Consider the following 21,412-nt stretch of genomic DNA (forward strand, 5'->3'; position numbering starts at 1 on the left):
CTATAGATATGGCGATGCCCTAAGCATGAGCCATTATTGGTAAACCATATAACGGAACACACTCAGGGTAAAAGCTTTCATCTTACCAACGGTAGTGAGCAAATGCTTTGTTTGCTTCAGCCATTTTGTGAGTGTCCTCACGTTTTTTGACTGCACCACCTGTATTATTTGCAGCGTCTAAGATTTCGTTAGCTAAACGATCTTCCATAGTTTTCTCACCACGAAGACGAGCATAGTTTACTAACCAACGTAATCCTAAAGTAGTACGACGTTCTGGGCGTACCTCAACTGGTACTTGGTAGTTAGAACCACCCACACGACGAGCTTTAACTTCTAATACTGGCATAATGTTATTGATTGCTTCTTCGAATACTTCTAATGCATCACGACCACTACGTTGTTCAACTAGGTCGAATGCAGAATAAAGAATTCTTTGAGCTGTTCCGCGTTTACCGTCTAACATAATTTTGTTAATTAATTTAGTAACTAACTTAGAGTTATGAATTGGATCCGGTAATACGTCTCTTTTTGGTACTGATCCTTTACGAGGCATAATGTAAATCCTCCCTTCCTATTATAGTATAATCTTTAAAAATGTATTTAAAATTTACGTAATCTTAAACTTAATTTTTAGGTTTTTTAGTTCCGTATAATGAACGTCCTTGTCTACGTCCATCAACACCTGAAGTATCAAGTGCACCACGTACGATATGATAACGCACACCAGGTAAGTCTTTTACACGTCCACCACGTACAAGTACTACACTGTGTTCTTGTAAGTTGTGTCCGATACCAGGGATGTATGCGTTGATTTCAATATTGTTTGATAAACGCACACGTGCATATTTACGTAACGCTGAGTTAGGTTTTTTAGGTGTCATAGTACCTACACGAGTACAAACACCACGTTTTTGAGGTGAGTTTAAGTGAGTAAATTGTTTCTTTTTACTATTGAAACCTCTGTTTAAAGCTGGTGAATCTGATTTTTTAGATTTGCTTTTTCTTGGTTTACGTACTAATTGGTTAATAGTTGGCATTGAATGTGTCCTCCTCTCTTCATTTTTTAATCCCACACATCCAGGTGGTTCATTTTAAGGTTAAATAAAATTTAGTAAGTAAAATACTTACTAATTCTCATTCAATAACGCAACAATCGTTGCATTAACGTTGATACCTACATATTCTCCTAAAGCACGTTGGCTTCGGAAAAATGTAACTGGTATATTTTCTTGATTGATATAGCTTAACACGCGAGTCAATAGATGAACTTCAACGTCTTTAGCAATAATCAATGATGTAACTTGATCTTTCTTTAACGCTTTAAGCGTTTCTTTAAGACCAACTACATAGTGTTGTTTGTTAAAGCGTGCAACTTTTTCATTAGACATGTACATATCCTCCAAAGTTCTGCTTGCATCAACCTTTAATATATTAACATTTTTTAGTACACATAGTCAACATTATATCTATGCTTTTATAAATTAATATAAGAGAGTGGGAAATGGTCTCTCCCACTCTCAAAGAATATCTTATTCAGTGATTTCTACTTCTTCATCAACTTCTGTTACAGGAGCTGATGTTTTCTCATATTGAATATCACTATAACGTCTCATACCAGTACCAGCTGGAATCAACTTACCGATAATAACGTTTTCTTTAAGTCCGAGTAAGTCATCGCGTTTACCTTTGATAGCCGCATCTGTAAGTACACGTGTTGTTTCTTGGAATGATGCAGCTGATAAGAAGCTTTCAGTTTCAAGTGAAGCTTTAGTAATACCAAGCAATACTGGTTTAGAAGTTGCAGGGCGTTTACGATGTTTGAATGCTTCTCTGTTAGCATCTGTAAAGCTGTGGATGTCTACAAGTGAACCTGGTAATAATTTAGTGTCACCAGCTTCGATTATACGAACTTTACGTAACATTTGTCTTACCATTACTTCAACGTGTTTATCGTCAATTTCAACACCTTGCATACGGTAAACTTTTTGTACTTCTTTAAGTAAGTAACTTTCAGTTGCATTCAAGCCAGCAACGGCTAAGTAGTTCTTAGGTTCAATAGAACCTTCTGTAAGAACTTCACCACGTTCTACAGATTGACCTACTTCTACTTTAAGTCTTGAAGTACCTGAAGCTAGATAAGATCTAGTTTCATTAGCACCTTTAACGATGATTTCTTGTTGACGGTCTTTAGCTAATTTAATATCTTCAACGACACCTTCGATTTCAGTAATAACCGCTTGACCTTTAGGGTTACGCGCTTCGAAGATCTCTTGAATACGTGGAAGACCTTGTGTGATATCGCTTCCTGCTACACCACCAGTGTGGAAGGTACGCATTGTAAGCTGTGTACCTGGTTCACCGATTGATTGAGCGGCAATTGTACCAACTGCTTCACCCACTTCAACTTTTTCACCAGTTGCAAGGTTTTTACCGTAACATTTTTCACATACACCGTGACGCGTGTTACAAGTAAATGCTGAGCGGATGTACATTTGTTCGATACCAGCATCTGTGATTTGTTTAGCGATATCTGCTGTGATGAGTTCATCTGGACGGATAATAATTTCATCAGTCTCAGGATGACGAATTGTTTCTTTAGAATAACGACCTTCGATACGTTCGATAAACGGTTCAATCATTTCTGTACCTTCTTTGATATCAGAAACTAATAAACCTCTGTCAGTACCACAGTCTTCTTCACGAACGATAACATCTTGTGCAACGTCAACAAGACGACGAGTAAGGTAACCTGAGTCAGCTGTTTTAAGGGCTGTATCGGCAAGACCTTTACGCGCACCGTGTGTAGAAATGAAGTATTCTAACACTGTTAAACCTTCACGGAATGAAGATGTGATAGGTAACTCGATGATTTTACCTGATGGTGCAGCCATTAATCCACGCATACCTGCTAATTGCGTGAAGTTAGAAGCGTTACCACGGGCACCAGAGTCACTCATCATGAAGATTGGGTTTGTTTTCTCAAGTGATTGCATTAATTCGCCTTGAATTTGGTCTTTCGCATCAGTCCAAATTTCAACAACAGCGTTATAACGTTCATCTTCAGTGATTAAACCACGGTTAAATTGCTTAGTAACACGTTCAACTAATTTTTCGTGTTCGTCTAAGATATCTTGTTTATCTGGAAGTACCACGATGTCAGATACACCAACTGTAATACCAGCTTTAGATGAGAATTTGAAACCTAAGTCTTTCATTCTATCTAACATCATAGAAGTATCTGTAATACTGAATCTGTTGAATACTTCTGCAATGATATTTCCTAAGAATTTCTTATTAAATGGCTCAATAAGTTCTTCATTTTCAAAGTATTCTTTTAAGCCACCTTCACCTAATTGTGTAGGGTCTACAAAGTATCTATCAGGTGTTGTACTTTCTAAGTTTGTTTGGCTTGGTTCATTTATATATGCAAATGAATCCGGAATAATTTCATTGAAAATAATTTTACCTACAGACGTAGCTAAAATTTTACTATTTTGTTCATCAGTGAACGTTGGATTGTTGAATGAGCTTGCATGTACACCAATACGAGTGTGTAAATGAACATAGCCATTCGCATATGCTTTTAATACTTCGTTTGTATCATTAAAGATAGCACCAGTATTAACAGCATCTTTACGTTCTAATGTTAAGTAATAGTTACCTAATACCATATCTTGAGATGGTGTAACGACCGGCTTACCATCTTTAGGGTTAAGGATGTTTTGAGCAGCTAACATTAACATACGTGCTTCGGCTTGAGCTTCTTTAGATAGAGGTACGTGAACAGCCATTTGGTCACCATCAAAGTCTGCGTTGTAAGCAGTAGTTACAAGTGGGTGAAGACGGATTGCACGTCCTTCAACTAATGTTGGTTCAAATGCTTGGATACCTAATCTGTGAAGCGTAGGCGCACGGTTAAGTAGTACTGGATGTTCAGTAATAACATCTTCTAATACGTCCCAAACTTCGTCATCCATACGTTCGATTTTACTTTTCGCATTTTTAATGTTTGTTGCGATTTCACGTTGAACTAATTCTTTCATTACAAATGGTTTGAATAGTTCAAGTGCCATTTCTTTCGGTAAACCACATTGATACATTTTCAAGCTAGGTCCTACCGCAATAACTGAACGTCCTGAGTAGTCAACACGTTTACCAAGTAAGTTTTGACGGAAACGACCTTGTTTACCTTTCAACATGTGTGAAAGTGATTTCAATGGACGGTTACCTGGACCAGTTACAGGACGACCACGACGACCGTTATCAATTAAAGCATCTACTGCTTCTTGTAACATACGTTTTTCGTTTTGAACGATGATGCCAGGAGCACCTAAATCTAATAAACGTTTTAAACGATTGTTACGGTTGATTACACGACGATATAAATCGTTTAAGTCACTTGTTGCAAAACGTCCGCCGTCTAATTGAACCATTGGACGAATTTCTGGTGGAATAATTGGAAGTACATCTAAAATCATCCATGAAGGATTATTACCAGAATTTCTAAATGATTCAACAACTTCTAAACGTTTGATTGCACGAGTTAATCTTTGACCAGTAGCTGATTCTAACTCGTCACGTAACATTTTTAATTCTTCATCTAAATCAATTTCTTCTAATAGGTCTTTAATTCCTTCAGCACCCATTTTAGCTACGAATTGATTTGGATATTTGTCATAGTATTCTCTGAATTCAGCTTCAGATAGTAAAGTTTTCTTTTCTAAACCAGTTGGACCTGGATCAACTACAACATAAGAAGCGAAGTAGATGACTTCTTCTAATGCTCTTGGAGACATATCAAGCAATAGACCCATACGACTTGGAATTCCTTTGAAATACCAAATATGTGATACAGGTGCTGCTAATTCTATGTGTCCCATTCTTTCACGACGCACTTTTGATTTAGTTACTTCAACGCCACATCTATCACATACCATACCTTTGTAGCGTACACGTTTGTACTTACCACAACTACATTCCCAGTCTTTCGTAGGTCCGAAAATTCTTTCACAGAAAAGACCATCTTTTTCTGGTTTTAAAGTACGATAGTTTATTGTTTCAGGTTTCTTAACTTCACCATAAGACCAAGAACGAATTTTTTCAGGTGAAGCTAATCCTATTTTCATATAATGGAAATTATTTACATCAATCAAGGAGCCTACCTCCTTCAATTTAGATTAGCTGTGCTATTTGATTGATTTACATTCATTGAAATCGAATACCTTAAAGAGGTTGAAATGGCAACCATCTCATAACCTCTTTAGGATTCATTTATCTTAAGTGCTTATTAATCAGTTGTTTCTTTTTGTGATTCGGGAGCATTTTTTTGTTGTAAATCTACTTTGCGTTCAGTTGCATCTTCATCATCAACGTCCGCCATTTCAATTTCGTTGTCTTGCTCGTCCATCACTTTAACATCTAATCCTAAACTTTGTAATTCTTTCATCAATACTCTGAATGATTCTGGAACACTTGGTCTAGAGATATTTTCACCTTTAACGATAGATTCGTAAGTTTTAACACGACCTACTGTATCGTCAGATTTATAAGTTAAGATTTCTTGTAATGTGTATGCAGCACCATATGCTTCAAGTGCCCATACCTCCATCTCACCGAAGCGTTGACCACCGAATTGTGCTTTACCACCAAGTGGTTGTTGTGTAACAAGTGAGTATGGTCCAGTTGAACGTGCGTGTAATTTATCGTCAACCATGTGAGCAAGTTTAAGCATGTACATGACACCTACAGAAATACGGTTATCGAATGGTTCACCTGTACGTCCATCGTATAATACAGTTTTACCATCACGAGCCATACCTGCTTCTTCAATTGTTGACCATACATCATCATCGTTTGCACCATCGAATACTGGAGATGCTACATGGATGCCTAAGTTCTTAGCAGCCATACCTAAATGCAACTCAAGTACTTGTCCGATGTTCATACGTGATGGTACACCAAGTGGGTTTAACATGATGTCGATTGGACGACCATCTGGTAAGTATGGCATATCTTCTTCAGGAACAATTTTAGAGATAACACCTTTGTTACCGTGACGACCACACATTTTGTCCCCTACATGAATTTTACGTTTTTGAACGATATAAACACGTACCAATTGGTTTACACCTGGAGATAACGTATCATCGCCTTCTTCACGATTGAATACTTTAACATCTAGAACGATACCGCCTGCACCATGTGGTACACGTAATGATGTATCGCGGACTTCACGAGCCTTTTCACCGAAGATAGCATGTAATAATCTTTCTTCAGCTGTTAATTCAGTTACACCTTTAGGCGTTACTTTACCTACTAAGATGTCACCGTCTTTAACTTCAGCACCAACATAAACGATACCGCGATCGTCTAAGTTTTTAAGTGCACTTTCAGATACGTTAGGAATGTCACGAGTAATTTCTTCAGGTCCTAACTTAGTATCACGAGCTTCAGATTCATATTCTTCAATGTGAATAGAAGTATAAACGTCATCTTTAACTAAACGTTCACTCATGATAACAGCATCCTCGTAGTTATAACCGTCCCAAGTCATGAAACCAACTACAACGTTACGTCCTAATGCCATTTCACCTAATTCCATTGAAGGACCGTCAGCTAAAATTTCATTGTATTCTACTACATCACCAACAGAAACAATTGGACGTTGGTTATAACATGTACCAGAGTTTGAACGTTTGAATTTAGCTAATGGGTAACGATCTAATTCACCTTCATGTTCAGTGCCGTTTTCTTCTACTAAACGACGTACTAATACTTCGTTAGATTCAACGTGTTCAACGCGTCCTCTATGTTTAGCAGTAATCGCTGCACCTGAATCACGTGCGGCTACATGTTCCATACCTGTACCAACAAATGGCGCTTCTGGATTCATCAATGGTACTGCTTGACGTTGCATGTTCGCACCCATTAATGCACGGTTAGAGTCATCATTTTCTAAGAATGGAATACAAGCTGTCGCTGCAGATACTACTTGTTTAGGAGATACATCCATGTAGTCCATTTTCTCTTTAGCCATAACTGTGTTATTACCACGGAAACGACAAACAACTTCGTCATCTAAGAAACGACCATTTTCGTCTAAACGAGAGTTCGCTTGGGCAACAACATAACTATCTTCTTCATCAGCAGTTAAGTAATCAATTTGGTCAGTGATAGAATTCGTATCTAAATCTACTTTACGATAAGGTGTTTCAATAAAACCAAATTCATTTACTCGTGCATAACTTGATAATGAGTTGATTAAACCAATGTTTGGTCCCTCAGGTGTTTCGATTGGACACATACGGCCATAGTGAGAATAGTGAACGTCACGCACTTCCATTTGGGCACGTTCACGCGTTAAACCACCAGGTCCTAATGCTGATAGACGACGTTTATGAGTCAACTCAGCTAATGGGTTAGCTTGGTCCATGAATTGCGATAATTGTGAACTTCCGAAGAATTCTTTAATAGACGCAATAACCGGACGAATGTTGATTAATTGTTGTGGTGTGATTGAATCAGTGTCTTGAATAGACATTCTTTCACGAACAACACGTTCCATTCTTGATAAACCGATACGGAATTGGTTCTGTAAAAGTTCACCAACTGAACGTAAACGACGGTTACCTAAGTGGTCGATATCATCTGTATAACCAATACCATTTAATAAGTTGAAGAAATAACTCATTGACGCAATGATATCAGCTGGAGTAATACATTTAACTTCTGAATCTGGTAATGCATTACCAATTACAGTAGTTGTGCGACCTTCTTCATCATTAGGTACATAGACTTTAATTGATTGAATTTCAACAGGTTCGTCAATAACGCTACCTTCTAATTCGAAAACTTCACTGTTAGCGTTTGTTTCTAAAACGTCCATGATTTCGTCAATTTTACGACGATCTAATACAGTACCTTCTTCAGCTACAATCTCACCTGTTTCACTATTAACAATAGGTTCTGCTAATTTTTGATTAAATAAACGGTGTTTTAAATGTAACTTTTTGTTAGCTTTGTAACGACCAACACTTGCTAAATCATAACGTTTAGGGTCGAAGAAGCGTGAGTATAATAAGCTTTTAGCATTTTCAACTGTTGGTGGTTCGCCAGGACGTAAACGTTCATAAATTTCTAATAATGCTTGTTCAGTATTTTCAGTACCATCTTTTTCTAATGTATTACGTAAATATTCACTCTCACCTAGTAAATCAACAATTTCTTGATCAGTTGAGAAATCTAGTGCACGTAATAATACTGTCAATGGTAATTTACGAGTTCTATCGATACGAACGTATACTACATCTTTCGCATCTGTTTCATATTCTAACCAAGCACCACGGTTAGGAATGATAGTTGCATCGTAGTTTTCGCGTCCATTTTTATCAATTTTCTCGTTGAAATAAACGGATGGTGAACGTACTAATTGAGAAACGATAACACGTTCAGCACCATTGATAACGAATGTACCTGTGTCAGTCATTAATGGGAAATCACCCATGAAGACTTCTTGTTCCTTCACTTCGCCTGTTTCTTTAATAATGAGACGTACTTTCACACGAAGAGGTGCAGCATAAGTAGCGTCACGGTTTTTAGATTCTTCTAAATCGTATTTCGGATCACCTAATCTATAATCTACAAATTCTAAAGATAGGTTACCTGTGAAATCTTCAATTGGAGAAATGTCTCTAAACATTTCTAATAAACCTTCTTTAAGGAACCAATCGTAAGATTTAGTTTGAATTTCTATTAAGTTTGGTAATTCTAATACTTCTGAAATTCTCGCGTAATTTCTACGTTTACGATGTCTTCCATATTGGACAACTTGACCTGCCAAACAGATTCACCCCTCAAAAATTGTGTGTTTTACTGATACTTTTTAAAAGGAAACAATAACGAATATAAAAGACAAAAAGAAAACGGCAACACTTATGATGACACCATTTTCGATTTATATTTATACTTAATTTATTTATCCTTTTTACGTAAAAGTACACACTTATTGAACATAAATTTTTACATTTTATAACTATATCAGAATACGATTTTGAAATCAACCTTTTGAACTTTTCAAAATATAATATCCCTTACTCTTATTAACAACTTCTACGTTATTAAAAAGAGCTTCCATCTTTTTCTTCGCAGATGGCATACCTTGTTTCTTTTGAATCACAACGTAAAGTTCGCCCTGTGCTTTAAGCTTTTCATAAGCTTCTTCAAAAATACGATGCACAATATCTTTACCTGCACGAATGGGTGGATTAGTTAAAACATAATCAAATCGTTGATTATCTACAGCTGATAAACAATCACTTTCAATAATTTCAGCGTTTTCAATTTGATTTTTTGTTTTATTTATTTCCGCAAGCGCTAGAGCCCTGTTATTAACGTCTAGTAATGACAGCTGATGATGCGGAGAAATCTTTGCAATTGTTAAACCAATTGGCCCATATCCACACCCTACATCTGCAATATATTTACTAGGACCTGGAGGATGCTCTTTCAAAAAGGTTTGAATCAGTAAGTCTGAACCAAAATCTACTTTATCTTTCGAGAATACTCCTGCATCCGTAGTGAACTCTAGACGTGTTTTATCGAAATGATAGCTAATTTTCTTTTGATTACTTTTCACTTCTGGATTTTCATCATAATAGTGACCCATTTCTCCACCTCGAATCAAATTTATCAAATACGCATGTGCGTGATTACAAAATACGATATATTACCATAAACTAACTAAAAACCCCGTTATCGCAATAACGGGGTTTTAATTTCTCAAAGAATTCAGGTTGTATGCATGTTGACTAGACTAAAGAAGTTGATCGAACATGACGTTTCAACCTAACTATTTAATTAGAAAGTAGAAACTATTTTAATTCTACAGTAGCTCCAACTTCTTCTAATTGTTCTTTAAGTTTTTCAGCGTCTTCTTTAGGCATAGCTTCTTTAATTACTTTAGGAGCTCCGTCTACTAATTCTTTAGCATCTTTTAAGCCTAAGCCAGTTGCTTCTTTAACTGCTTTAACAACTTTGATTTTTGAAGATCCAGCTGAAGTTAATTCAACATCAAATTCAGTTTTTTCAGCTGCTGCGTCGCCGCCACCAGCTGCGCCTGCTGCTGCTACTGGAGCTGCTGCAGTTACACCAAATTCTTCTTCAATTGCTTTTACTAAATCGTTTAATTCTAATACTGACATTTCTTTAATTGCTTCAATGATTTGTTCTTGATTAGCCATTTTATAATTCCTCCATTAATTTTAATTTTATTATGCGCAATTATTCAGCGCTTTCTTCTTTTTGTTCACCAACGGCTTTAACTGCATAAGCGAAGTTGCGTACTGGAGCTTGTAATACTGATAAAAGCATTGATACAAGACCATCGTGTGAAGGTAATGAACCAACAGTTTTAACTTCTTCAGCTGAGATTACGCTACCTTCCATAACGCCTGTTTTAACTTCTAAAGCTTCGTGTTCTTTAGCAAATCCTGCGATAACTTTCGCTGGAGCTACAACATCTTCAGTTGAAGTTGCGATAGCTGTTGGACCTGTTAAGAATTCATCTAAGCCTTCGATACCTGCTTGTTCAGCTGCACGACGAACCATAGTGTTTTTGTAAACTTTGTACTCAACACCAGCTTCACGTAATTGTGAACGTAATTCAGTAACTTCTGCTACTGTTAAACCACGGTAGTCAACGATAACTGTTGATACTGAATTTTTAAGTTGTTCAGCAATTGCATCTACTTGTTGTTTTTTTGCTTCAATGATAGCAGACATTCAGACACCTCCATTTATATTTTTTGGTGCTTTTTTTAATTGCAATAAAAAAAGCACTTTCTACCCACGGCAAAAAGTGCTTGAAAGATCATTAATCATCACGTTCAAGTCAATTTTAGCCTCGGTAGGATAAGTTTTAAGTTATAAATAACTCCTACTGTCTTAGGTAAAATAATCACAATTAATAATATAACTTCTTTGATGTAATAAGTCAACAAAAAATTTACAGACCGAAAGATTGCTTCCTTCAGTCTGTAATCGTGTTGACTATTTTAAATTTATAGTTTGAAAGATGAAGTATCAACTTTAACTCCAGGACCCATTGTTGTAGTAACAGCAACAGATTTGAAGTAAGTACCTTTAGCAGAAGATGGTTTAGCTTTTGCTAAAACGTCTTGTAAAGCTTTGAAGTTTTCAACTAATTTTTCATCGTCAAATGAAACTTTACCGATAGAAGCATGTACGATACCAGCTTTTTCAGCACGGTATTCTACTTTACCAGCTTTGATTTCTTCAACTGCTTTTTTAACGTCCATCGTTACTGTACCAGTTTTAGGGTTTGGCATTAAACCTTTAGGTCCTAACACACGACCTAATTTACCAACTTCGCCCATCATGTCTGGAGTAGCTACAACTACGTCAAAGTCAAACCAACCTTGTTGGATTTTTTGTACGTAATCTGCTTCGCCTACGTAATCTGCACCTGCTTCTTCAGCTTCAGTGATTTTATCGCCTTTAGCGAATACTAATACACGTTGAGATTTACCAGTTCCGTTTGGTAAAACAACTGCACCACGGATTTGTTGGTCATTCTTACGTGTATCAATTCCTAAACGGAATGCTACTTCAACAGATGCGTCAAAGTTAGCAATGCTAGTTTCTTTAGCTAATTTAATTGCTTCTTCAACACTGTAGTGTTGCGTACGGTCAACTTTACTAGCTGCTTCTTGATACTTTTTACCTTTTTTAGCCATTTATTGTTCCTCCTTTAGTGGTTTTAGCGGAATTTCCTCCCACATTTACTTGCCTCTTGCAAGTTAAGAGCAGATAACAGTGGAAATTGAGCGAGATAATCATCTTATCTTTAACGAATGATTGCATTATCTCAACCTCATATGAATAGACAATATCAATTGTTTACCTTCTCTGTTACCTGCTTTTATCGTCTAAATTAAGTTCGTTTTAAAAAATTAATTTATAGTTTAACTTCAATTATTCTACAGTGATACCCATGCTACGTGCAGTACCTTCGATAATACGCATAGCTGCTTCTTCGTCTGCAGCGTTTAAGTCTTGCATTTTAGTTTGAGCAATTTCGCGTACTTGATCTTTAGTTACTGATGCAACTTTTGTTTTATTAGGTTCACCTGAACCTTTTTCTACGCCAGCTGCTTTTTTAAGTAGTACTGGAGCCGGTGGTGTTTTGGTAATGAATGTGAATGAACGGTCTTCATAAACACTGATTTCTACCGGAATGATTAAACCTGCTTGTTCTTGAGTACGTGCATTGAACTCTTTACAGAATCCCATGATGTTCACACCTGCTTGACCTAATGCTGGACCAACTGGTGGTGCTGGGTTCGCTTTACCTGCAGGAATTTGCAATTTAACTACTTTTTCTACTTTTTTAGCCACGATGTGCACCTCCTTGATATCGTGATGTGGTCACAGGGCTCAGTTTTGCCCTCCCACTCTTAAACATTTCGTGACGAAATGAACGCTCTAAAAGCGCGACCACATTATTTTAACACTCGCCCTATTGAAAAATCAATAGTAAAATTTCATCTTTTAATCGAAAGTTTTTTATCGTTTTTCAAATGAGCCTTTATAAATTCAGATTACAGCTTTTCTATTTGATCGAATTCAACTTCTACAGGTGTTTCACGACCAAACATATCTACAAGTACAGTTAATTTAAATTTATCAGCTTCAATTTCTTGTACTTCGCCAACTTGATTTGCAAAAGGTCCTGATTTAATGCGAACTTGTTCACCTACGTCAAGTTCAACATCAATTGTTTTTTCTTTAAGTCCCATTTGCTTAAGAATGAAGCGCACTTCTTCAGGAAGTAGCGGGTTCGGTTTTGAACCTGCTCCTGCTGAACCTACGAACCCTGTAACACCAGGTGTATTTCTAACTACATACCATGATTCATCAGTCATTACTAATTCTACAAGTACGTAGCCAGGGAATGTTTTTTTAACAAGTTTCTTCGCTTTACCGTCTTTAACTTGTGTTTCTTCCTCTTCTGGTATGACAACTCTGAAAATCTGTTCTGTCATATTCATAGATTCTACTCTTTTTTCTAAATTCTTTTTAACTTTGTTTTCATATCCAGAATAGGTATGCACAGCATACCAACGCTTTGCGCCCACTTCTTCAGACATGTCTCCACTCCTAACCTAATAATAATTGTTTCAATGCATTAATTCCTATATCTAACGCATAGAAAAAGACTAAGAAGAAAATAACTGTAGATACAACGATTACAGTATATTTGAACAATTCTTCTTTTGTTGGCCAACTTGTCTTTTCCATTTCTGACTTAACGCCTTTAAAGAAGTTCTCTTTTTTAGCCATTAGTAAGACCTCCACATTTTCAGACTCAATTCAAAGTCACATTCAACTTAATATTACTCTATTTTGATTCTTTATGAACTGTATGCGCATTACACTTTGGGCAATACTTTTTTAAAGTTAATCTTGTTGCTGAACCTTCCTTTTTAGGGACATTATAATTTCGATTGCCACAAACTTCACAATTTAAAGGTACTTTCTTCACGTTTATTCACCTTTACTCATTATAATACCAATATACTATACATAAATGTCGTTATAAATGTCAAACTTCCTTTTCTAGATGAAATTGCTTAGATAATAAGAATTATCATACATATATTACTTCTTTAATTGCCGTTTCATTTTAATTTTACAACGTTGTATAGCATTGTAAACGTCTTTATCTCTTAATCTTAATATATGCGCTATTTCTCTCGGTTTATACTCTCTTCTTACTAAATGTATAATCTCCTTTTCCATTCTGCTTAATGTAAATACTTGTTTGTTGAATTCCTTCGACAATTCCTTTCTGAAAAATGACCGCTCAACTTCATCAATTGCTAAAGCACAATTGTAATCCACTACACACTCATTTATAAGTAATGGCTCACGGTGGCGTTCAGCTTTCAACTTTCTCAAATAGTCATATTTAACAGAACGGATAAGAAAATATAAATACCTTTTAAATGGTATAGACCTACTAAAATCAAAATTTTGAAGAGCTAGATACATTTTTATGAGAATATCTTGATACATATCTTCAATATCAAATTGATTTGATGTTAAGTAACCAATCTTTCTAAAAATAAATGGACTTAATTCTTCAAGTAACGTTATAAATAATTGATCAATGTCTTCATTTGCATCAGTAAAATAACACTTTGATGTTTGCTCGTGATGTTTATTGTTCAAACTGATTTACCTAACCTTCCGCATAAATTTAGGTTAGTTTAAATGAAGAAAGGTCAAATTCGCAATAGTACCAAATCAGTCTTTATGATGGTTTCCGCGTCTTATTTTTTCAAATTCTTCTAGTATTTCATTTGATAGCTGAATTCGAGTTCTTGGCTTCTTTTCACTAAAATCATCAATGGATTTACTCACTGTTATTTCATTTTCTTTTAAATCGCGCCACATTTCTCTTGAGGAAATACGGTAGGCACCTGAGCCAAATATTGCATGTTGTTCACTCATATCGCTCGTTACAACAGTAATATGCGTTGTATGTTTGTCATATAACTCATAGACATAGCGCTCAATAAAGCTATCTGCAGTTTCCTTTTCTTTAGTGAACACTGTTTTTACACCGTGATACACATATTCTCGTTCGATACCTGATTGTTCATACGCATCAAAAACACAAACAATTTCATCTGCAATCAGTGCATTGTAATTCGCAATAGCGTCTAAAAGTTGTTCTCGTGCTTCTTCTAAACTTTCTTTAGCTACCGCACTGAGTGTCGGCGATTGCCCTATCATGTTATAGCCATCGATAATTAAATATCTTTCTTTCATGAGGATGCCTCAGTTTCATTTCTTTTACGGAAAACTTCATACATCATCAAACTCGCTGCTACAGAAGCGTTAAGACTATTTACATGACCGACCATAGGTATTTTAATGTAAAAGTCGCATTTATCACTGACTAAGCGACTCATACCTTGACCTTCACTGCCAATAACGATAGCTAAAGACATATCCGCTTGTAAGTCTCTATAATCTGTAGCATTATTCGCTGCAGTGCCTGCAACCCAAAAACCATTATCCTTTAATTCGTCAATCGTTTTAGAAAGGTTAGTTACACGAATAACTGGAACATGTTGTATTGCTCCTGTTGAAGCTTTAGCAACAGTTTGTGTTAAGGCTACTGAACGTCTTTTAGGTATGATAACGCCATCGACACCTGAAGCATCAGCAGTTCTTAATATTGAACCAAGATTATGCGGATCTTCTAAACCATCCAAAATCATTACAGTAGAAAAACCATCTTTATCTTTTTGACTTTGTAAAAATTGGTCAAAATCTGCATATTCATATGGGGCGACTAATGCAGCAACGCCTTGGTGAGGTGCATTTGATAAAAAATCTAATTTAGATTTCGGTACTGTTTGAACAATCAGTTTTTGAGCTTTTGCATTTTTTAAAATTTCGTTGATTTGTTGTTTTTTTATACCATCTTGAATCAAAATTTTATTAATGGCATGGCCTGAAATAATTGCCTCTTTAACTGCATGTCTGCCTACTATGACGATATCTTCCACATCCACACTACCTTTCATTTACTATTTCAACAATGTTATGAAGTAATTCTTCTAAACGCGTTTGTTGATGATCTAAATATAAAAAACCTATAACAGCTTCTAATGCTGAACTTTTTCGATATGTTTGAATATCTGTATTTTTAGCTTTTGTGTAACTTTTAGCGTTGCGCCCTCTTTTCAAGACATTCAACTCTTCTTCAGTGAACCAATCATCTGAGATTAATCGTTCTAATGTCTGTGCTTGACTTTTAGCAGAAACATATTGTTTTGATACTTGGTGTAAACGATTGGGTTTACTTTGCAACTTAAGAACAATGTATTCTCGAATATGTTGATCCAAAACAGCATCGCCCATGTATGCAAGTGTAAGCGGATTTAACAATTTAACATTCATCATTTAACCACGCTTAAATCTTACACCTTGTGGTGTATCTTCTAAAATAATGTTGCGTTCTTTAAGCATATCTCTAATTTCATCCGCACGAGCGAAATCTTTATTTTTACGGGCTTCATCACGCTCTTCTATTAATTTCTCAATCTCTTCATCTAATAACTCATCAGCTTCTTTTCCTTTAAGAGGAACGCCAAGAACATCACTAAAGATTTGATATACTTCTTTAAATTTATTGAATACCTTTGTGGAAGTTGTATTTTCAAGAACATATTTATTAGCGAGTTTAGCTAAATCATACCATGCAGTTACAGCATTGGCAGTGTTGAAGTCGTCATCCATTACAGTTTCGAATTGTTTAAGAATTTCATCAATTTGATTCATATAGTCTGTGTGTTCTTCTAAATCTGTAGCAATCGCTTCACGTTCTTCTATAAGTTTATAGCTGTTACGTATACGTTCTAAACCGCTTCGAGCTGCACCCACAAGTTCTAAATTATAATTGATAGGACTACGATAATGTACACTAATCATGAAGAATCGAAGCACATCAGGATCTATTTCTTTAATAATGTCATGCACTAAAATAAAGTTACCTAATGATTTACTCATTTTTTCATTGTCGATATTAATAAAACCGTTATGCATCCAGTAGTTAGCAAATGGTGCGTGATTGTGTGCTTCTGATTGGGCAATTTCATTTTCATGGTGTGGGAATTGTAAATCGGAACCACCAGCATGAATATCTATCGTTGGTCCTAACTCGTGGTAAGCCATTACAGAGCATTCAATATGCCAACCTGGACGGCCTTCACCGAATGGACTATCCCAGCTAATTTCTCCAGGTTTCGCTTTCTTCCATAACGTAAAGTCTAGGGCGTCTTCCTTTTGCTCACCAGCTTCAATTCGTGCACCTACTTTGAGGTCATCTAACGATTGATGGCTGAGTTTACCATATCCGTCAAACTGACGTGTTCTAAAATAAACATCGCCATCACTTTCATAAGCATATCCTTCATCTACGAGTTCTTTGATGAAATCAATAATTTCTTGCATATGATTCATCACGCGTGGATTTGATGTTGCTTTTTTGACGTTTAAAGCGCCAACATCTTCGTAAAATGCTTTGATATATTTCTCAGCAATTTCTGGGACACTTTCATTTAATTCCTTAGAGCGGTTGATTAACTTATCATCTACGTCAGTAAAATTTGAAACGTAAATAACTTCGTATCCTTTATATTCAAAATATCTTCTGACTACATCATAATTAATCGCAGGTCGTGCATTCCCGATGTGAATATAATTGTAAACCGTCGGACCACACACATACATTTTCACCTTACCTGGTTCAATCGGCTCAAATGTTTCTTTCCGACGTGTTAACGTATTATATAATGTAATCATCTTGAATCTCTCCATTCTTAGCTTTTTCAAGTTGTCGTTCTAAATGTTTAATTTGTTCGAAAAGTGGATCCGGTAAATTACGATGGTCAAATGTTTTACCAATTCGTTTGCCTTCTTGCTTAACAATGTGACCTGGAATACCGACAACAGTTGTATAACTTGGTACAGATTGTAGTACAACAGAATTCGCACCAATATTTACATTTGAATCAATTTGTATATTACCTAAAACTTTAGAACCTGCGGCGATTAAAACATTATCTCCAATATCAGGATGACGTTTCCCTTTTTCTTTTCCTGTACCGCCTAGTGTCACACCTTGGTAAATTGTGACATTATCCCCGATTGTACATGTTTCACCAATAACGACACCCATACCATGGTCAATAAATAAACGTTTGCCTATTTTAGCACCAGGATGAATTTCTATTCCTGTGAAAAATCGTGACACTTGTGAAATAACTCTCGCTGCAACATAGCGCTTTTTATTATAAAGTTTATGCGCTACTAAATGACTCCATACTGCATGTAATCCCGCGTAAGTAGTAACAACTTCTAAAGTTGAGCGTGCTGCTGGATCCTGTTCAAACACCATTTTTATATCGTCTCTCATTCTTTTTAACAAGACCTTCTCCCCCTTAGCCTAATCAAATTGATTTTTATTTCATCAATGCTTTTTTAATACATGTGCCTGATTTAAAAATTCATGATATCAAAATAGCGCCTCTAACAATTCAGTTGCTAGAGGCGCTATCGCACGGTTCCACTCTTCATTCAGCAATGATACTTTTACTCGTATTCATTACTCTCATTATCATTATTTATTTAAAGTAGCAAAGGTGCATTCATTAATCTATATGGTATGCTCGCAGCTACCGCACACTCTCTGAGTCATATAATGATTAATTACTAATCCTTTGATTCATTTTATAGTTATAATAATAGGGCGTTAGTAGTGAAATTTCAAGTCGTAACATACGCTTCTTGGAAAAATGAGTTTAGCGAATGTAAATGACAATCTTGAAAGCTCTTATACATATTTTTGTAAACGAGACAATACTTTTTCTTTACCTAATACTTCAATTGTATTTGGTAATTCTGGTCCGTGCATTTGTCCTGTTACAGCTACACGAATAGGCATAAACAATTGTTTACCTTTGATTCCAGTTTCTTTTTGAACTTCTTTAATTGTTTTCTTGATTTCAGCAGCTTCAAATGGTTCTAAAGCTTCTAATTTACCATACAAGTGGTTCATTAATTCTGGAACTTGTTCACCATTCACAACTTCTTGTTCTTCTTCATTAAGTTCAGGCATTTCATGGAAGAACATTTCTGATAATGGAACGATTTCACCTGCATAACTCATTTCTTTCTGATAAAGTGCAACAAGTTTGCGTCCCCAATCTTTATCTTCTTCAGAAGGATTTTCAGGGATGAGGTTTGCTTTGATTAGATGCGGTAAAGCCAATTCAAATACTGTTTCAGTGTCTTTCGTTTTCATGTATTGGTTGTTTACCCAAGCTAATTTTTGTCTATCAAACATTGCAGGTGATTTAGATAAACGTTTTTCATCAAAGATTTTAATAAATTCTTCTTTAGAAAAGATTTCTTCTTCGCCTTCAGGTGACCAACCCAATAATGTAATAAAGTTGAATAGTGCTTCTGGTAAGTAGCCTAAGTCACGATATTGTTCAATAAACTGTAGGATTTGACCGTCGCGTTTACTTAACTTCTTACGTTCTTCGTTAACAATAAGGGCCATATGTCCAAAACGTGGTGGTTCCCAACCAAACGCTTCATAAATCATTAATTGTTTTGGTGTGTTAGAAACATGGTCGTCGCCACGAATAACATCTGAAATTTTCATATAATGATCATCTACAGCAACTGCAAAGTTATATGTTGGTACACCGTCTTTTTTCACGATAACCCAGTCGCCTATATTATTAGAGTCGAATGAAATTTCACCTTTAACCATATCGTTAAATGTATAAGTCTTATCTTTAGGCACACGGAATCGAATAGAAGGTTTACGGCCTTCTGCCTCGAATTGTTGACGTTGTTCTTCTGTTAAGTGTGCATGTTGACCACCGTAACGAGGCATTTCACCACGAGCAATTTGTCCTTCACGTTCTTCTTCTAATTCTTCTTCTGTCATATAACATTTATATGCTTTATCTTCGTCAAGTAATTGTTGAATTAGTGGGTTATAAATGTCCGCACGTTCAGATTGGCGGTATGGGCCATAACCTTTATCTTTATCGATAGATTCATCCCAATCTAAGCCTAACCATTTTAAGTTATCAAATTGAGAAGATTCTCCGTCTTCGAGGTTACGTTTGCTATCTGTATCTTCAATACGAACAACAAAATCTCCATCATAATGTTTCGCAAATAAATAGTTAAATAATGCTGTTCGAGCATTACCAATATGCAAGTATCCAGTTGGACTCGGTGCATATCTTACTCTAATGCGTTCACTCATTATATTCACTCCTATGATTATTAATTATGGGCTGATGTAATGGCAGAAGTTGATTAAAAGAAATCATTACATTTTAAAAGCAATTGTAATTTCTTTATTTTTTAGCCACTTTTCAAACCAATTTAAGCATGTAAGCTGCCAAGTTTTTGATGGTTTAATTCAATTTTAAAAAAGTTATTCAAAAGTTAATGATGTGTTGGACCATTCCTTTGTGAATAACTTCCCTCAATAATTGATTATTCATTCTTACATAACATTCAGTAATATTGTAGCACTTAAATCCGTCTTTGATAAGTCTATTGTTTACGTAAGTCTTCTTCAAACTTCTCTTTATATATAAAAAGGTTTCATGTAAAATTCATATTTCAGTTCAAAATATACCGTTTCACATGAAACCTGCTTTTGATTTAATTTTCAGAATTGGGAGTGTCTTCTTCATGATGTTTCGCAAAAACAATCCTACCTGAAGAAGTTTGTAATAGACTCACTACTTCTAAATTAACCTGTTGACCAATTAATTTCTTCGCGTTGTCAACAACTACCATCGTACCATCATCTAGATAACCTACACCTTGACCAGGTTCTTTCCCCATCTTAGTTAAAAGTATATTTAAGCGGTCACCCTGATGAACATTTGGCTTAATCGCCTCTGATAAATCATTGACATTTAATGCTGTAATGCCTTGCACGTGACACACTTTATTTAAATTATAGTCAGTGGTAATGACATGGGCATGATGCTGTTGCGCTAACTTAATGAGTAATGTATCGATATCACTATGAGACTTCGTCGGATGTATCACACGTGTAGGGTAATTCAAATCATAGAGTTGATTAAGGATATCTAAACCACGCTGTCCTTTCTCACGCTTTACACTATCATTTGCATCTGCTACAACTTGTAATTCATTGATGACTCCTTGAGGAATAAGGATATCGCCATCGATAAAACCGCAACGAATGACATCTAATATACGACCATCAATAATCGCGCTTGTATCTATAATCTTTGGTATAGCTTTACGTGTATTATAAGACATGGATCTTGCCATATTTTCCGGCAAAAACATTAACATCTCATCGCGTTTCTTTAAACCAAATTGGAAACCTAGATAACATAAAATAATCGTAATGATAATAGGAATAAAATGATTAAGTATCGAATTTCCTATAAGTTCTAAAATAAAAGAAACCATAACTGAGATAAAGAGTCCTATAATCAGACCAATTGTTGCAAATAAAATTTCCACTGCACTTCGTCGCATAATGACTTGTTCAAGTTCTTTAAAAGCATGGGTCACTCTTTTAATAAAAAATCCAAATATAGCAAAAAATAAAATAATGCCTACAAATCCATCTACATAGTGGTTCGTAATAATCGGTGGAACTTTCATACCTATATCAGCTACGACTTCTGGAATAATAATAATTCCTAATGCAGCGCCGATAATTATATATATAACTAACACCATTAATCTAATGATACTCAACCTTATCCTCCTCTCACGGATGTCTATTCTCTGTATGTAT

General features: G+C 35.7%; 21 protein-coding genes and 1 other annotated feature. All 21 genes read right to left on the reverse strand.

What is annotated here, in order from left to right; all coding sequences use genetic code 11:
- Nucleotides 1–82: 82 nt before the first annotated feature.
- A complete protein-coding gene (gene rpsG / locus CD155_RS04070; RefSeq protein WP_001137495.1) occupies nt 83–553 on the reverse strand; it encodes a 30S ribosomal protein S7 in 471 nt (156 codons plus the stop codon).
- 70 nt (nt 554–623) lie between these two features.
- Entirely contained in the window at nt 624–1,037 is a 414-nt protein-coding gene (gene rpsL, locus CD155_RS04075) for a 30S ribosomal protein S12 (protein ID WP_037541120.1), read from the reverse strand.
- 90 nt (nt 1,038–1,127) lie between these two features.
- Nucleotides 1,128–1,388 (reverse strand): ribosomal L7Ae/L30e/S12e/Gadd45 family protein, encoded by a 261-nt coding sequence (locus tag CD155_RS04080; RefSeq protein WP_002441106.1) that lies wholly within the window; start codon nt 1,386–1,388, stop codon nt 1,128–1,130.
- Between the two features lie 141 nt (nt 1,389–1,529).
- A complete protein-coding gene (rpoC, locus tag CD155_RS04085; protein WP_002441104.1) occupies nt 1,530–5,126 on the reverse strand; it encodes a DNA-directed RNA polymerase subunit beta' in 3,597 nt (1,198 codons plus the stop codon).
- 161 nt (nt 5,127–5,287) lie between these two features.
- The gene (gene rpoB, locus CD155_RS04090; RefSeq protein ID WP_103212602.1) at nt 5,288–8,839 is read right to left on the reverse strand and encodes a DNA-directed RNA polymerase subunit beta; all 3,552 of its coding nucleotides are present in this window, start codon (nt 8,837–8,839) and stop codon (nt 5,288–5,290) included.
- Nucleotides 8,840–9,055: 216 nt separating this feature from the next.
- Nucleotides 9,056–9,664, reverse strand: coding sequence for a class I SAM-dependent methyltransferase (locus CD155_RS04095; RefSeq protein ID WP_103212603.1), 609 nt, complete (start codon nt 9,662–9,664; stop codon nt 9,056–9,058).
- Nucleotides 9,665–9,869: 205 nt separating this feature from the next.
- Nucleotides 9,870–10,238 (reverse strand): 50S ribosomal protein L7/L12, encoded by a 369-nt coding sequence (gene rplL, locus CD155_RS04100; protein ID WP_002433406.1) that lies wholly within the window; start codon nt 10,236–10,238, stop codon nt 9,870–9,872.
- 40 nt (nt 10,239–10,278) lie between these two features.
- A complete protein-coding gene (rplJ, locus tag CD155_RS04105) occupies nt 10,279–10,779 on the reverse strand; it encodes a 50S ribosomal protein L10 (protein WP_002441098.1) in 501 nt (166 codons plus the stop codon).
- Between the two features lie 38 nt (nt 10,780–10,817).
- Nucleotides 10,818–10,964 (reverse strand) — a sequence feature (ribosomal protein L10 leader region).
- 93 nt (nt 10,965–11,057) lie between these two features.
- The gene (gene rplA, locus CD155_RS04115) at nt 11,058–11,753 is read right to left on the reverse strand and encodes a 50S ribosomal protein L1 (RefSeq protein ID WP_002441096.1); all 696 of its coding nucleotides are present in this window, start codon (nt 11,751–11,753) and stop codon (nt 11,058–11,060) included.
- 238 nt (nt 11,754–11,991) lie between these two features.
- On the reverse strand, nt 11,992–12,414 hold the full coding sequence (gene rplK, locus CD155_RS04120) for a 50S ribosomal protein L11 (RefSeq protein WP_002433084.1): 423 nt from the start codon (nt 12,412–12,414) through the stop codon (nt 11,992–11,994).
- A gap of 203 nt (nt 12,415–12,617) precedes the next feature.
- The gene (gene nusG / locus CD155_RS04125) at nt 12,618–13,166 is read right to left on the reverse strand and encodes a transcription termination/antitermination protein NusG (RefSeq protein ID WP_002441094.1); all 549 of its coding nucleotides are present in this window, start codon (nt 13,164–13,166) and stop codon (nt 12,618–12,620) included.
- 10 nt (nt 13,167–13,176) lie between these two features.
- The gene (gene secE / locus CD155_RS04130; protein ID WP_037541116.1) at nt 13,177–13,359 is read right to left on the reverse strand and encodes a preprotein translocase subunit SecE; all 183 of its coding nucleotides are present in this window, start codon (nt 13,357–13,359) and stop codon (nt 13,177–13,179) included.
- A gap of 58 nt (nt 13,360–13,417) precedes the next feature.
- Nucleotides 13,418–13,561 carry a 50S ribosomal protein L33 gene (gene rpmG, locus CD155_RS04135; RefSeq protein WP_002441090.1) on the reverse strand — a complete coding sequence of 48 codons (144 nt, stop codon included), beginning with the start codon at nt 13,559–13,561 and terminating at the stop codon, nt 13,418–13,420.
- Between the two features lie 116 nt (nt 13,562–13,677).
- Nucleotides 13,678–14,256: an RNA polymerase sigma factor gene (locus CD155_RS04140; protein WP_172605876.1), complete on the reverse strand. Its 579-nt coding sequence runs from the start codon at nt 14,254–14,256 to the stop codon at nt 13,678–13,680.
- 69 nt (nt 14,257–14,325) lie between these two features.
- Complete coding sequence (locus tag CD155_RS04145) at nt 14,326–14,853, reverse strand: NYN domain-containing protein (RefSeq protein ID WP_002441085.1); 528 nt, start codon at nt 14,851–14,853, stop codon at nt 14,326–14,328.
- Entirely contained in the window at nt 14,850–15,599 is a 750-nt protein-coding gene (rlmB, locus tag CD155_RS04150) for a 23S rRNA (guanosine(2251)-2'-O)-methyltransferase RlmB (RefSeq protein WP_037541526.1), read from the reverse strand. The genes CD155_RS04145 and rlmB overlap by 4 nt, the downstream gene beginning before the upstream one ends.
- 7 nt (nt 15,600–15,606) lie before the next feature.
- A complete protein-coding gene (locus tag CD155_RS04155) occupies nt 15,607–15,993 on the reverse strand; it encodes a Mini-ribonuclease 3 (protein ID WP_037541525.1) in 387 nt (128 codons plus the stop codon).
- A gap of 3 nt (nt 15,994–15,996) precedes the next feature.
- Nucleotides 15,997–17,397, reverse strand: a complete 1,401-nt coding sequence (gene cysS, locus CD155_RS04160) for a cysteine--tRNA ligase (RefSeq protein ID WP_103212605.1) — start codon at nt 17,395–17,397, stop codon at nt 15,997–15,999.
- The gene (gene cysE / locus CD155_RS04165; protein ID WP_002441077.1) at nt 17,381–18,010 is read right to left on the reverse strand and encodes a serine O-acetyltransferase; all 630 of its coding nucleotides are present in this window, start codon (nt 18,008–18,010) and stop codon (nt 17,381–17,383) included. Before cysE ends, cysS begins: the two co-directional genes overlap by 17 nt.
- Before the next feature lie 417 nt (nt 18,011–18,427).
- On the reverse strand, nt 18,428–19,882 hold the full coding sequence (gene gltX, locus CD155_RS04170; protein ID WP_002441075.1) for a glutamate--tRNA ligase: 1,455 nt from the start codon (nt 19,880–19,882) through the stop codon (nt 18,428–18,430).
- 407 nt (nt 19,883–20,289) lie between these two features.
- Nucleotides 20,290–21,354, reverse strand: a complete 1,065-nt coding sequence (locus CD155_RS04175; protein ID WP_002441071.1) for a PIN/TRAM domain-containing protein — start codon at nt 21,352–21,354, stop codon at nt 20,290–20,292.
- Between the last annotated feature and the right edge of the window lie 58 nt (nt 21,355–21,412).

Source organism: Staphylococcus caprae, assembly GCF_002902725.1.
Classification (GTDB): domain Bacteria; phylum Bacillota; class Bacilli; order Staphylococcales; family Staphylococcaceae; genus Staphylococcus; species Staphylococcus caprae.